A 12,700-nucleotide genomic window follows, 5' to 3' on the forward strand; every position below is an offset into this window, starting at 1 on the left:
CCAGCGGATTGAATCGAAGCATGAGTAAATGCCCGCAGGCTCTCTGACTGAGCCTGCGGGCATTCGTTTATGTGCGCCAGGGATGCTTGGGCAGGTCGCAGCTGCCTGCCGCCTCGGCGCCGGCCTTGGCTACGATGTGGTCGTTTTCCACCGTATCGCCGCTGACACCTATTGCACCCACCAACACGCCTTCGTCATCCACGATGGGCAAACCGCCTGGAAAGGTGATGAGGCCTTCATTGGAGTGCTCTATGCCGTACAAGGGCTGGCCCGGCTGCGACAACTTGCCGATTTCACCGGAAGGCATGGCGAAAAAGCAGGCGGTCTTCGCCTTCTTGACCGCGACGTCTATGCTGCCTACCCAGGCGTCGTCCATGCGCGAGAACGCCTTGAGGTTGGCGCCAGAGTCCAGCACGGCGATACAGCTTTTCACACCGATAGCCTCGGCCTTGCGCGTGGCCTGCTCGATAATGTTCCTGGCTTGTTCTATTGTGACGTGCATGATGGTTCTCCTTTGTGGTTTGTAAAGAGTGGAGCGTGCTGCTTAATTTCCCTGATTCAAAACTAACTGTCAGTCATCCGCCGGCCTGTTTTGTTGCAGGTCGGCTCCTGCTTTCCGTGCTGAGCAGGCGATAGCAGATCGCCAGCGCCACCGCCAGATAGGCAAGGCCGCCCGGAATCCACATGATGAGCCCGCCCAGCTGCTGGTCCTGCAAGGCCAGTTCCAGGCTGCCTGCGGGAATGATGTAGCTGTGGTACCAGACCCGGCTCGAGAAGGTCAGCAGCGCGCCGAGCAAGGCGGTGTGCAATGCGGTGGTGAACAGCGACACCAGGCCCGATACCGCAGGGCTGCGCGTGTTGCTCAGGCGCATGAGCGACCACCAGAACAGCAAGGCGGAGAAAAAGAAGCTGAGGTGCTGCAGGTCATGTACCAGCGGGTAATGCAGCGCGGTCTCGAACAGTTCCGGCACGTGCCACCCCCACAGCACACCTGCATGTACCGTCCAGGCGGTGAGCGGATTGGTCAGCGTTCGCCAGAAGCGCGAAAAACTGGCGCCGGAGGTCACCTTGCCGACTTTTGCCGCTGCGCGGGGGAAAGCCCATGCCCACATCGAAAGGGGGCGGGCGATGACGAAAAGCGGCGCGGCGATAATCATCAACAACTCATGCTGCACCATGTGCATGGAGAAATAGGCATTGCCCAAGGTATCCACGGGGGAAAACAAGGCGGCCACGAGCGAGGCCCAGGCAAGCAGGAACGCCTTGACGCGCATGGGCGTATAACTGGTCGGCCTGCCTGCCTTGCGCGTCAAGCGGTAGAGCCCGGCGAGATAGAGTACAAGCGCCAGTCCGACCGGGAGCGCCACCCAATAATCTTGCAGCAGTTCCAGCCAGGGGTTGGCGTGGTGGCGGCCGCCAATCGGGTGGGCCCAGGCCTGTGCGGCATGCAGGCAGGCAATGAAGGCGGCAAGCCGCTTCATATGCACGGGTCCAGCACCAGGACGGGCAGCCACTGGATCACGATCACCAGCAGGAAGAACAGGCTGAGCATGAAGCCTGCCAATGCCATGAACTGCCGCGGCGGCATCTCGCTTTCACTCTCGCTGCCGCGCTTGTGCGATTGCGGATTCTCGTTGATGCGGGCCAGGGTCTTGTGCAGCTGCAAGTTGTGCCAGCTCAGGTAGGCGCTGGCGGCGCTGAACAAAAAGGCCGCAATGGTCGCGGCATGCACGGGGATCAATTGCTCTTCCCGGCAGGACCAGTCGAGAATGGGATAAGCCACGCTCAACTGCAGGCTCCAGCTGATAGGGCCCGCCAGAATGCATATCCAGAGCAGTGCGAGTGCAAAGCTGGGATTGTGTTCCGCGATTTTGATCGGGTCGCGCATGCTGATGATTCCTTTGGTCGGTCAACGCCTCAGCTCCAGATACGGGAGCCCAGGTAAATGGTCAGGTAAAGCGGTATCCATGCCGCCGCGACGAAATACCAATAGAGCCCGTTCACGGTGACGGCAATCCTTTTTTCCGGCGTGAAGTAACGCCTGCGCGCCAAGTAGACGATTATCAACGTCTTGAAAATCACTGCAATCACGTGGGCGCTATGAAATCCGATCATGAGCCAGACTATCGAGCCGTAGGCATGGGTGTCCCAGCGGAAATCGACATGGCTGGCATATTCATAGGCCTTGATGCCTAGGAACACCAGCGCCAGGGCGATGCTCGCCAGCGGCATCCATGCCAATGGATTGGCGTCGCCGCGCTTGAAGGCCTTATCGGTAAGGTAGACCGGCACCATGCTGGCGAGCAAAACCACGGTGGACAAGGTAGGCAACAGCAGTTCCGGCGGGCTGGTGCCTGCGGGCGGCCAGGCGGCATGATTGCCCTGCAGATAGAAGAAGCTCGCGATCAGGGTGGCGACTACCGTGCCTTCTACCGTCATGAGTCCGACGATGCCCCACCACAGGGGCGACCTGAATTCATAGCTGTAATCCGGCAGTTTGCTGGCGTCGATATCGGCATGCAGGCTCATTTTGCCGCTCCCAGTTGTTTAGGCCATATCCAGCCGGTAATGGCAATGAAGCAAAGCAGAAAGCCCAACAGGGGGATGGCCATATGTACCATCAGGCCGGCAAAGGTGAGGGCGGTGGCGACTGCGAGCCAGAAAGGCCAGGGCGACGGGCCAGGCAGCGGCTGCCGCGCTTCCGGGTGCGATTCGAGGATGGAGGTGAGCAGGATTTCGCGCCGGTCGCTGCGGATGCCGGTGACCACCGGGTTCTGCTCCAGGCCGCCGGTGCCGGACCATAACGGGTAGCGGCTGTCCACCGTCCTGATGTGGCGGAAATTGTACGAAGGGGGAGGGGAGCTGGTGGCCCATTCCAGCGTATCCGCGTTCCAGGGATTGTCCCCGGCCACCTTGCCGCGCTTGAGGCTGGCTAGCACATTGACCAGGGTCAACAGGAAGCCCAGCGCAAGCACCGTGGAGCTGATGCTGATAAAGAAGTTGGCCTCGTTCCAGCCTAGGCCGTCGAGATAGGTGTAGACGCGCCGGGGCATGCCGTCCAGCCCGAGCTTGTGCATCGGGAAGAAGGTCAAGTTGAAGCCGGCGAAGGTCACCCAGAACGCGATCTTGCCGAGGCGCTCGCTCATCATGCGGCCGGTGAACTTGGGATACCAGTAATACAGTCCGCCCAGCAATGGAAACACCGCGCCGCCGATCAGCACGTAGTGGAAGTGGGCGACGACGAAATAGGTGTCGTGCGCCTGCATGTCGAACGGCACCGAGGCCACCATCACGCCGCTAAGGCCGCCGATGATGAAGATGAGGAAAAAGCCCAGCACGTGCAGCAAGGGCGTCGCGAGCTTGGGCTTGCTGCCCCATAGCGTAGCGATCCAGCAGAAGATCTGCACGCCGCTCGGGATGGCGATCATGGCGCTGGAAGCCGTGAAGAAATTGGAGCCGAGTTGGGGCAGCCCCGCCGTGAACATGTGGTGCACCCAGAGCCCGAAGCCGATGAAGCCGATGGCGACGATCGAGAGCACGATGGGGATGTAGCCGAAGATGGGCCGTTGCGTGAAGGTGATGATGATGCTGGAGACCATGCCCAGCGCCGGGATGAAGATGATGTAAACCTCAGGGTGGCCGAAGAACCAGAACAGGTGCTGCCATAGGATAGGATCGCCCGAGGCCGCGGTGAAGAAATGCATGCCGGCCATGCGGTCCAGCGCGAGCATCAGGCTCGCGATCACTAGCGGTGGCAGGGCGAACACGATCATGAACGACATCACCAGCATGGCCCAGACGAAGATCGGCATGCGGTTGAGCGACATGCCGGGCACCTTGCACTTGAATATGGTGGCGATGATCTCGATTGCTGCCACCAGCGCCGAGATTTCCATGAAGGTGATCACCGTCGTGTAGAAATCCAGCCCGAGGCCGGGCGAGAACGCGGCGCCGGCAAGCGGGGGATAGCTGAACCAGCCCGCGTCGGGCGCGATCTTCAGCAGCAGCGCGGCATACATCATGACGCCGGCGATGAGATAGATGTAGTAGCCGAAGGCGTTGAGCCGCGGGAACGTCATGTCACGCGTGCCGAGCATGAGGGGAATGATGTAGACCGCGAAGCCTTCCATGACCGGGATCGCGAACAGGAACATCATGGTGATGCCGTGCATCGTAAACACCTGGTTATAGGTTTCCGGGTCCATGAAATTGTTCTCGGGCACCGCAAGCTGCAGGCGCATCAGCAGCGCCAATATCACGCCCAGGATAAAGAAGATAAACCCGGTGACGATGAAGCGCATGCCGATATTGGTCTGGTTGACATGGGTGAACCAGGCGAAGAAGCCGGGCGGGGACGCCCAGGTGCGCTCCAGTTGCCGGGTTTCCTCGTCGTGTTGGATGGATGCTGAATCGGTCATTCCGCTACTCCAGGCTGAGCAAGTATTCGACAAGGTTGCCTAGGTCCTCTCCCGCAAGCACGGTCGCCGGCATATGGCTGCCGGGCTTGAAGCTCTGCGGCGAGAGTATCCACGAAGACAAGGTGCCGGGCATGTTGTCCAGCGTGCCCGCCGCCAGGGTCTTGCGCGAGCCGATATGCGTCAGGTCCGGCGCGACGCTGGCGAGGGCGCTGGTGCCGCGGATCGCGTGGCACATGGCGCAGCTTGAGCGCAGGAACACCTGCCTGCCCTTGGATTCGTTCTCGGTGGCAGGCTCGCGCGCAGGCTGCGCCTGCCGCTGCAGCCATGCATCGAACTCCTCTTCAGGCACGGCATCCACGGTGAAGGCCATCTTGGCATGCTGCTTGCCGCAGAACTCGGTGCACTGGCCGCGATAGCTGCCTGGCCGGTCGGCCTTGACCCAGGTCAGGTTGCGCTTGCCCGGCACCATGTCCGTCTTGCCGTTCAATTGCGGAATCCAGAAGCTATGGATGACGTCGCTGGCCTCGAGCGCGATGCGTACGGGCTTACCGACGGGAATGCGAATCTCGTTGGCCGTCTTGGCGACATGGTTGCCTTCCGTGTCGAGGTAATCCACCTCCCACCACCATTGGTGCCCCGTGACCTGGATGGTCAAGGCGTGCTCGGGCATGGGCGCGACGATCTCGCGGTTGACCGCGGCGCTGGAAATGACGAAGACGGTCAATATCAAGGCCGGGATCACCACGCCCGAGACGAAGACCAGGTTGCGGCTTTGCGTGAAGGTCAAGGGCTTAGGCTCGGCTTTATTCCTTGCCCTCAGCAACGCCACGGCCAGCATGGCCAACACGATGAGCAGGATGATGCCGCCGATCGCCACCATGCCCCAGAACAAGTCGGCGATGGCCTTGGCCAGCGGGCCTCCGGGCTGCAGGGCGGATTGGCTCGCATATGTCGAGGAACAGGCGCATATGAGCCAGATGCCTGCCGCAGCAATGCCAGGCGGCAGGGATTTTCGCGGTAAGCATTTCTCCTGAGGCGGGCTCATGGAGTCTCGCCCTCGCGCAGGTCTGATTCCGCCTCGTCCTGCAACGGCCTGCTGCTGGCGCCGGCCGGCAGGTCCTTGTCCAGGCCGCCTAGCGAGCGCACATAGGCGACGATCTTCCATGCCTCCTGCTCGGGGATTTTGCCGTGAAACGCCGGCATGCCGTTCGGGCGGCCCTCCATGATGGAAGCGAATATCTGCGCAGGCTCGCTGCCGTATATCCAGTGCTTGTCGATAAGGGGCGGACCCATGCCGCCACCGCCGTTGGCATGGCAGCCGGCGCAGTTGAACCAACCATAGAGCCGCTTGCCCTCGTTGATCGCATGGCGGTTGTCCATGTAGGGGTGCGGCTTGAGGACCGCATCCTCGGTGCCGGGGCCGAATTCCGCTACTCTGTTGACAGGAGGCGAGGGCGGGTTTTCCGCATTGCGCAGGGCGGCCTGGTCCTCGCAGCCGCTCAGTAACAGCAGGGAGAGCGCTGCTACAGGCAAAGAAAGCGCTGCGGCAGATTTGCTAAAGGGAGAAAACATACAATTGCCCTCCCTTGTCGGTATGTTTCGGCAGGTCTTTCATGGCATTAGCAAACCCCAGGGCCGCCGTGCCGTCGCGTGCATCAAGGCCGCCGGAGACAATAGCGCCGGACCAGCCGCCCACGCCCGAGAAGATGGCGACGTACTGCTTGCCGTCCTTGTCCTGAAAGGTGACCGGCTGTCCGACGATGCCGGAGCCGACGCGGTATTTCCACAGCAGCTTGCCGGTTTTGGCATCCAGGGCCTTGAACCAGCGGTCCATGGTGCCGTAGAACACGATATCCCCGGCGGTCGCCACCGTGCCGCTCCAGACTGGGAAGTCCTCCTTGATGCTCCATACCTTGTGGCCGGCAACTGGGTCCCAAGCGGTATAGACGCCGCGGTGCCCGCCCGGCCCGGCGAACATCTTCACGTCGGAGCCGACATAGGGCGTTCCGGCAATATAGTTGGCCTGCGTACCATGCATATCCATGCAAAGGTTGTTATGCGGCATGTAGATAAGCCCGGTCCTGGGCGAATAGGCTGAAGGCTGCCAATCCTTGCCACCTGGGGCCGCAGGACAGATGTTGTGTACCGTCCGGTTGGTGCCGGGCTGTTTGTCCTTCACCTTGCGCATTTGCCCGGTCTTGAGGTCTACCCCCTCGGTCACGTTGACCGGCACATAGGTGTTGGCGGACAGCACCTCGCCGCTGGCGCGGTCCATCACGTATACATGGCCGTTGCGCTCCGGCCTGACTAGTACCTTGCGCTGTTCGCCGTTGACGGGCAAGTCGAGCAGCAGGCTTTCGTTGACGCCGTCGTAGTCATACAGGTCATGAGGTTCTACTTGGTAGGCCCAGATTGCGCTGCCGTCGTCCGGGCGGCGCGCGAACACCGTCAATGTCCACTTGTTGTCGCCAGGCCGGAAATCCGGGTTCCAGGGGCCGGGATTGCCGGTGCCGTAATAGACCAGGTCCAGCTCCGGGTCGTACGAGAGCCAGCCCCATACCGTTCCACCGCCGATTTTCCACATTTCCGGCGGCCAGCTGTTGGCCCCAAGGTCCTTGCCTTGGTCCTGCGGGTAAAACGGCCTGAAATCCTCGCCAATCAATACTTCCTTGTCCGGGCCGGTGCTGTAGGCTGTCCAGAGCAGCTCGCCCGTTTCAGTGTCCAGTGCCTTCAGCCAGCCGCGCACCCCCATCTCGCCGCCGCTGTTGCCGACCAGCATTTTCCCCTTGACCACCAACGGCGCCATCGTCATGGTCTCTCCGCGCTTGAGGTCGCCGACCTTGGTTTTCCATAACTCCTTGCCCGTGGCCGCTTCAAGGGCGATGGCATGGTTGTCCAGAGTATTGAAGAACAGCTTGCCGTCCGCATGGACCAGGCCGCGGTTCACCACGTCGCAGCATGCCATGCCTTGCGATTCCTGGTGCGTGTCGGGCTTGTACTCCCATTTCTTGCTGCCGTCGAGCGATAGCGCATACACCGTATTCGGGTAAGGCGTGACCACATACAAGGTATCGTTCACGAATACCGGTGCCGCTTCATGTCCCGGCGTGAGGCCGGTCGAGAATGTCCAGGCCAGCTTCAAGTTCTTCACATTATCGCGGTTGATCTGCTCCAGGCCGCTGTAGCGGGTGCTGGCGTAGTTTTTTGCCGGCATGGCCCATTGACCGTCTTCATTAGCTTCCAGCCAAGCGGGTGAGGTTGAATTGTTATGGGGGTAATTTGCCTGCGCTACCTCAGGAGGCGACGAAGCAGGATTCGATTGCGTACTATCTTGACTACAGGAGACTGTTAAAAAGCCGACCAGCAACCATCCCGGATAAAGGAAAAAATCTCTGTAGCTATCCACTCGATAGTTCCTTTTAGCGAATTTATATGGAGATGAAAGACATTCAGCTGTTCGATCATCTAAGGAAGTTTTCCCCTGTTGGTATCAATTCTAGCCATTAAGTTTCAAAAAATATTTCCAAAAAATAACAACTGTAATTTAATGTAATGAATACCCAATCCAAGTGAAAATGTTAAATGCAGCCAATACTGCTAAATTCCGGCCCTTCCTCTCCTAATTGTTAATGATGTCCGACAGAAAAATTAGAATTCTCTGATTGAGTCATTAAGTAAATCCCTTAGGCTTGTCGGTTGGAGTGAAAATTCAAGGGCAGGGTAGGGAATCTGCATTGAATTTTTCTCCGTAAAAATAAAGCCATGGAGGAAATTGGATGCAGGAATTTTTGGAAGTTACTACCTTTATTGGACTGTCTTTAGATCAATGGATTACATTGATCATCATTGCAATATCAGCTTATTTAATACTGCACACCTTATGGCGCATCGTCATCAATAAATTGTCGAAAGCTTCCGCCGGAACCGAACATAAATTCAACAACACGATTGCCGAAGTGCTTGGCAGCACCCAAAAAATCACCTTGGCATTATTTGCATTGCTGATTGCGCTGCAGTTCTTGGAACTTCCGGAAAGATGGGAGACTCGACTGAGTCATTTGACCTTCTTTGTGATCGGCATCCAGATCGCATTATGGATAAGCAAGAGCATCACCATCTGGTCAAGCGTGCAATTATTGGAAAAAGAAGGCCAGGTCCCTAATCCGGTGATCACCTCCATGCTCAGCTGGATATTGAAAGTCGCCATCTGGTCGATCGTGATATTGGCCATCCTCTCCAATGTGGGCGTCAACATCACTGCATTCATCGCCAGCTTGGGCGTAGGCGGCGTTGCTGTGGCATTGGCCGTGCAGAATATTCTGAGCGACTTATTCGCATCGCTGGCCATCGGCCTGGACAAACCTTTCGTGATAGGGGACTTCGTCGTATTCGGCGAAGTAGCCGGCAGCATTGAAAGGATAGGGCTGAAAACTACGCACATCAGGAGCATCAGCGGCGAGCAGATCGTGTGCAGCAACACCGAACTCCTGAAAAACATTATCCATAATTACAAGCGCATGTCGCAGCGCCGGGTAGAGTTCAAGTTCGGAGTGACGTACGACACGCCTGCAACCACTCTTGCCAAGATACCTGACATAGTGAAATCCGCAATAGAAACATCTGATCGCACTAGGTTTGACCGAGCCCACCTCAAAGGATTTGGAACAAGCTCCTTGGATTTCGAAGTGGTCTACTTCGTGGATTCCAGCGACTTCAACTTATATATGGATACGCAGCAGGCCATCAACCTATACATGATCAACGAATTCAAGAAACTGGGCGTTGATTTTGCATTGCCAACGACCAACATGCATATCCGCAGCCTAGAGGCCGCAGCAGCTTAAATGAGAAAGAAAAATAGGGCGTGGAAGCGGTTAATGACTAAAGCTGCTTGATACTGATGGGATTGCTTTCGCTAGTCTTCTTGTGCGAATCCTGGCTTGCCAGGATTTCGCTTACCTTGGCGTGAATCTCATGTTCAAACTCCTCAAATACTTCGAGCTTCTTCAGATCTTCCTTAATATCGATTTTGAGCAAGGCTGCACAGGTTTCCAACGCTGGCTTGGATAAAATGAAATGGTATGTATTACCATCTTCCAACGCTTTAAAATGCACTTCCTGATTGATCACGATCTTATCGAAAAAACTAGCATTCATAATGTTTCCCCTTCTATGATTCTATGAAATAAAAATTCCAGTCTCATGATAGGGATGCGTTCCAATATCGTTGAAGAAGAAAACGCTGATATGAATGTAGGAAAAGCAAGCTCGATGAAATCTCCAACCTTCGATCTTGCTAGAAGGCACCTCTACACTGCATTGCCATTGTTTACCGAAGTGTGCTAAGCCTACGTGCCGCTTTTATAAAGAAAGCCAATCAGACATCGGAAGCAGGGGAGCTGGCCGATAACACAACTAGCATTACAGGCGCAGAATTTATCCCACCAGGGAGCTGGCACGCCAGGATATCTTTGACTACATCGAAATGTTCTACAACCCGATTCGTCGGCATAGTCACGCCGCGAACCTTTCCCCAGTAAACTACGAACGGCAATACTTTTCTGAGGCAACAAACTGTCTATAAAAGACTGGCCGATTCACCCTTTGATGACAAACGCAGTATCCGCAGAATCATTTTAAGTGAATCAATATTAAGATAATGATGCAGGGGTATGGGGGCTGCTTTAAGCCCCCATGTAGACTAGATATCATCAATGTTCTGCGAAAATTACGCGAGAATCCCGCCTTAGATATTCACCAAGCGATTAAACCGCGTCCTATAAACTGGTATTTCAGTCGATTTCAAGAAAAGCAACAAGAGTGCATGGATTCCACAATCAAGGTGTCCATCATCGGCCAGACTGGGTTAGCGACAAACTTCACCTTTGGTATTGGATGTTACGAGTTGAGCGTCCTAAAGGTGCCAAGCGTCGTCAGCTGTAATGGATAGGCCTAATGTTCAAATGAGCTTTGAATTCCGCTACAGGGATAGGAGTAATTTTGCCATCTAATTTAACATAACACACATTATGCGAAGTATGCAAAAGATGGTTAGAGCACTTCGTCGCTTTCTTAAATGGAACAAAAATGTTCCATACTTTACGTGTAACTGGCACGTAAAGTTTTTGTGGCCATCGTTGCCGGTCTGATTGGCCAATCAAAACCCAAAAACACAAAAGCCCCAATCGGGGCTTTTTTATTGTCTACAGGGCGCGTTAAAACGGTCGGCTTGGTACTCAGGCATCAATTCACGCGGAAAAACGCCTCAGAGCGTTGGAAATGGCGTCAGTCTACATGGTGGCCTTAAGCGGCCCCCATACCCCCGCAATCAACTGCGGTTTTTCTCCAAACGATCAATAGCATTTTGAATGGCAACACCTGTGCGGAGATTCGGATTGAGCTTGCGCTCGTATTCGACTAATCGACGGGCTTTTTCCTTGTCACCACGACAAGCAGTGACAAGACGCTGCATTTGAAAGTCTAGAAACGAAGACGGGCGCTGATCAGCACCCGGATTTAACAATAAACGCCACAGCAGGAAGCAAACGGCGATAACAACTAAGCCTGTTACACCTTCTCCTCCTCGTTCCTCGTCGTCGGCGGCTGCACAGGCATGCCGCGACCAGCCCAACGGTGCTCGATACCAGACCGGCAAGCACTCTCTGATACATCCAGCCCGTTCGCCTTCATCGCCGTAGCACCGGCATTCCCCTCTGAACTCAATACAGGCAGGAACTTTGAAAATTACCGCATGCGGGTCTTGGCTCAGTGCGGTTGGAACGGTGTGATTAACCGAGTCTAGTGAGTGCGTATCCCCCGATAATGGGGTAGAGCCTGAAAACATATAAAGGAAACTGGCGGAAGCGGTGAGATTCGAACTCACGAACCCTTGCGGGTCGCCGGTTTTCAAGACCGGTGCCTTCAACCACTCGGCCACACTTCCGTTTTGACATCAGTCATGGTGGTGACTGAAGAAAGGCCGCCATTCTATCACAAGATTAATCGTCTTCCACCACCATCCCGGAGAAAAGCACGTCGGTAAAACCAAACTGGGCAAGGTCACGAATCCGCATCGGGTAAAGGATGCCGTCAAGGTGATCACATTCGTGCTGTACCACCCTTGCATGAAAGCCGCTTACCAAGCGGTCTATCGGATTTCCGTATTGATCATATCCAGTGTAGTGCAACCTTTGATAACGCGGTACCACGCCGCGCATGCCTGGGACGGAAAGGCACCCTTCCCAGCCATCTTCCAGTTCTTCGCCTATAGGCGTCAGCGTGGGGTTGATTAATACCGTATACGGCACTTGTTCGGCATCCGGGTAACGCGGATTATGGCCAACGCCAAAAATCACGACCCGGAGGCTGACGCCGATTTGCGGGGCGGCTATACCGGCACCGTTCAGATGCGCCATGGTGTCCTCCATATCTTTGATCAGGGCATGGAGCTCCGGGGTATCGAATTGCTGGATAGGCTCTGCCTTTTGCAGCAGCAGAGGCTCTCCCATTTTCAACACAGGTTTAACAGGCATGGCCTACCACTACCCTTTCTATCAGGTTTCGGACGCGTTGCATGGTTGCGTTAAGGACATCGCCCATGTTTTCGTATTGAATGCCATTCACGCTACTGCCTCGCCCTGCCGCATGATTGGCCACGGGGCAGATGGCCGCGTAATGCAGATCCAGCTCACGCGCGAGAGCGGCTTCCGGCATGCCGGTCATGCCGACCATGGTGGCACCGTCCCTTTCCAGGCGGTTGATTTCTGCTGCGGTTTCCAGGCGAGGGCCTTGCACACATGCGTAGACACCGCCATCGATAACTGATTCATCAATATTGGCCGCAGCCTCCAAGCATAAGCTGCGCAGCCTGTCGCTGTAAGGCACAGTGAAGTCGATATGCTTCACCGGCAGGTCGCCACCGTCATAATAGGTGTTCTTGCGTGCGTGCGTGTAATCGATGATCTGATCCGGCAAGGCAATCACGCCCGGGTTGAGGCTTTCATGGATGCCGCCGACGCTGGCGACGGAGACAATGTCGCGCACGCCTTCGGCATGCAGCGCCCAGATATTGGCGCGATAATTGACGATATGGGGCGGAATGGTGTGCCCATGACCATGCCGGGGTAAAAAGATCACTTCATAGCCGCAAATATCCCCGTAAGTTAGGGGGCCGGAAGGTTCGCCATACGGCGTACGAACAATCTGCCTGCGCTTGATCTTGAGATTGGCCAGTTTGGTCAGCCCTGTACCACCAATAATACCTAGCATGAAAACTCCACAAT

At 56.1% G+C, this 12,700-nt stretch carries 13 protein-coding genes, 1 tRNA gene and 1 pseudogene; 2 read left to right on the forward strand and 13 right to left on the reverse strand.

The window, feature by feature from the left end; all coding sequences use genetic code 11:
* Window positions 1–67: 67 nt before the first annotated feature.
* The 8 genes from ACKF11_RS07900 to ACKF11_RS07935 all read right to left on the reverse strand — a co-directional run bounded on the left by ACKF11_RS07900 (window position 68) and on the right by ACKF11_RS07935 (window position 7,824).
* Window positions 68–502, reverse strand: a complete 435-nt coding sequence (locus ACKF11_RS07900; protein WP_309565275.1) for a GlcG/HbpS family heme-binding protein — start codon at window positions 500–502, stop codon at window positions 68–70.
* A gap of 73 nt (window positions 503–575) precedes the next feature.
* The gene (locus ACKF11_RS07905; RefSeq protein ID WP_407996616.1) at window positions 576–1,481 is read right to left on the reverse strand and encodes a cytochrome c oxidase assembly protein; all 906 of its coding nucleotides are present in this window, start codon (window positions 1,479–1,481) and stop codon (window positions 576–578) included.
* Entirely contained in the window at window positions 1,478–1,888 is a 411-nt protein-coding gene (locus ACKF11_RS07910; protein ID WP_309565277.1) for a hypothetical protein, read from the reverse strand. Before ACKF11_RS07910 ends, ACKF11_RS07905 begins: the two co-directional genes overlap by 4 nt.
* Before the next feature lie 29 nt (window positions 1,889–1,917).
* Window positions 1,918–2,529, reverse strand: coding sequence for a cytochrome c oxidase subunit 3 (locus ACKF11_RS07915; RefSeq protein ID WP_407996617.1), 612 nt, complete (start codon window positions 2,527–2,529; stop codon window positions 1,918–1,920).
* A complete protein-coding gene (gene ctaD / locus ACKF11_RS07920; protein WP_407996618.1) occupies window positions 2,526–4,418 on the reverse strand; it encodes a cytochrome c oxidase subunit I in 1,893 nt (630 codons plus the stop codon). Before ctaD ends, ACKF11_RS07915 begins: the two co-directional genes overlap by 4 nt.
* Before the next feature lie 4 nt (window positions 4,419–4,422).
* Window positions 4,423–5,463 (reverse strand): cytochrome c oxidase subunit II, encoded by a 1,041-nt coding sequence (gene coxB / locus ACKF11_RS07925; protein WP_407996619.1) that lies wholly within the window; start codon window positions 5,461–5,463, stop codon window positions 4,423–4,425.
* Complete coding sequence (locus tag ACKF11_RS07930; protein ID WP_309565281.1) at window positions 5,460–5,990, reverse strand: c-type cytochrome; 531 nt, start codon at window positions 5,988–5,990, stop codon at window positions 5,460–5,462. The genes coxB and ACKF11_RS07930 overlap by 4 nt, the downstream gene beginning before the upstream one ends.
* Window positions 5,974–7,824 (reverse strand): methanol/ethanol family PQQ-dependent dehydrogenase, encoded by a 1,851-nt coding sequence (locus ACKF11_RS07935; protein WP_407996620.1) that lies wholly within the window; start codon window positions 7,822–7,824, stop codon window positions 5,974–5,976. Before ACKF11_RS07935 ends, ACKF11_RS07930 begins: the two co-directional genes overlap by 17 nt.
* Window positions 7,825–8,194: 370 nt before the next feature.
* Between ACKF11_RS07935 and ACKF11_RS07940 the strand changes: the two genes are divergently transcribed.
* Complete coding sequence (locus tag ACKF11_RS07940; protein WP_407996621.1) at window positions 8,195–9,262, forward strand: mechanosensitive ion channel family protein; 1,068 nt, start codon at window positions 8,195–8,197, stop codon at window positions 9,260–9,262.
* A gap of 37 nt (window positions 9,263–9,299) precedes the next feature.
* On the opposite strand, the gene ACKF11_RS07945 is transcribed toward ACKF11_RS07940, so the two are convergent.
* Window positions 9,300–9,575, reverse strand: a complete 276-nt coding sequence (locus ACKF11_RS07945; RefSeq protein WP_407996622.1) for a hypothetical protein — start codon at window positions 9,573–9,575, stop codon at window positions 9,300–9,302.
* A gap of 268 nt (window positions 9,576–9,843) precedes the next feature.
* Between ACKF11_RS07945 and ACKF11_RS07950 the strand changes: the two are divergent.
* Window positions 9,844–10,002: pseudogene (locus ACKF11_RS07950) on the forward strand (IS3 family transposase); the annotation flags it as partial.
* A gap of 744 nt (window positions 10,003–10,746) precedes the next feature.
* On the opposite strand, the gene ACKF11_RS07955 reads toward ACKF11_RS07950, so the two are convergent.
* The 4 genes from ACKF11_RS07955 to ACKF11_RS07970 all read right to left on the reverse strand — a co-directional run bounded on the left by ACKF11_RS07955 (window position 10,747) and on the right by ACKF11_RS07970 (window position 12,686).
* Window positions 10,747–11,301, reverse strand: a complete 555-nt coding sequence (locus tag ACKF11_RS07955) for a hypothetical protein (RefSeq protein ID WP_407996623.1) — start codon at window positions 11,299–11,301, stop codon at window positions 10,747–10,749.
* Window positions 11,274–11,361, reverse strand: a tRNA-Ser gene (locus ACKF11_RS07960). Before ACKF11_RS07960 ends, ACKF11_RS07955 begins: the two co-directional genes overlap by 28 nt.
* Before the next feature lie 55 nt (window positions 11,362–11,416).
* Window positions 11,417–11,950, reverse strand: coding sequence for a peptide deformylase (gene def, locus ACKF11_RS07965; RefSeq protein WP_407996624.1), 534 nt, complete (start codon window positions 11,948–11,950; stop codon window positions 11,417–11,419).
* A complete protein-coding gene (locus tag ACKF11_RS07970) occupies window positions 11,940–12,686 on the reverse strand; it encodes an S-methyl-5'-thioinosine phosphorylase (RefSeq protein WP_407994871.1) in 747 nt (248 codons plus the stop codon). Before ACKF11_RS07970 ends, def begins: the two co-directional genes overlap by 11 nt.
* Window positions 12,687–12,700: the final 14 nt, after the last annotated feature.

This window comes from Methylobacillus draconifructus, assembly GCF_045984385.1.
Taxonomy (GTDB): domain Bacteria; phylum Pseudomonadota; class Gammaproteobacteria; order Burkholderiales; family Methylophilaceae; genus Methylobacillus; species Methylobacillus flagellatus_A.

What these genes read in the sequence shown, in the direction of transcription:
- ACKF11_RS07900 (WP_309565275.1), bottom strand. Translation starts at nt 502, where the DNA reads ATGCACGTCACAATAGAACAAGCCAGGAACATTATCGAGCAGGCCACG.
- ACKF11_RS07905 (WP_407996616.1), bottom strand. Translation starts at nt 1,481, where the DNA reads ATGAAGCGGCTTGCCGCCTTCATTGCCTGCCTGCATGCCGCACAGGCC.
- ACKF11_RS07910 (WP_309565277.1), bottom strand. Translation starts at nt 1,888, where the DNA reads ATGCGCGACCCGATCAAAATCGCGGAACACAATCCCAGCTTTGCACTC.
- ACKF11_RS07915 (WP_407996617.1), bottom strand. Translation starts at nt 2,529, where the DNA reads ATGAGCCTGCATGCCGATATCGACGCCAGCAAACTGCCGGATTACAGC.
- ctaD (WP_407996618.1), bottom strand. Translation starts at nt 4,418, where the DNA reads ATGACCGATTCAGCATCCATCCAACACGACGAGGAAACCCGGCAACTG.
- coxB (WP_407996619.1), bottom strand. Translation starts at nt 5,463, where the DNA reads ATGAGCCCGCCTCAGGAGAAATGCTTACCGCGAAAATCCCTGCCGCCT.
- ACKF11_RS07930 (WP_309565281.1), bottom strand. Translation starts at nt 5,990, where the DNA reads ATGTTTTCTCCCTTTAGCAAATCTGCCGCAGCGCTTTCTTTGCCTGTA.
- ACKF11_RS07940 (WP_407996621.1), top strand. Translation starts at nt 8,195, where the DNA reads ATGCAGGAATTTTTGGAAGTTACTACCTTTATTGGACTGTCTTTAGAT.
- ACKF11_RS07945 (WP_407996622.1), bottom strand. Translation starts at nt 9,575, where the DNA reads ATGAATGCTAGTTTTTTCGATAAGATCGTGATCAATCAGGAAGTGCAT.
- def (WP_407996624.1), bottom strand. Translation starts at nt 11,950, where the DNA reads ATGCCTGTTAAACCTGTGTTGAAAATGGGAGAGCCTCTGCTGCTGCAA.
- ACKF11_RS07970 (WP_407994871.1), bottom strand. Translation starts at nt 12,686, where the DNA reads ATGCTAGGTATTATTGGTGGTACAGGGCTGACCAAACTGGCCAATCTC.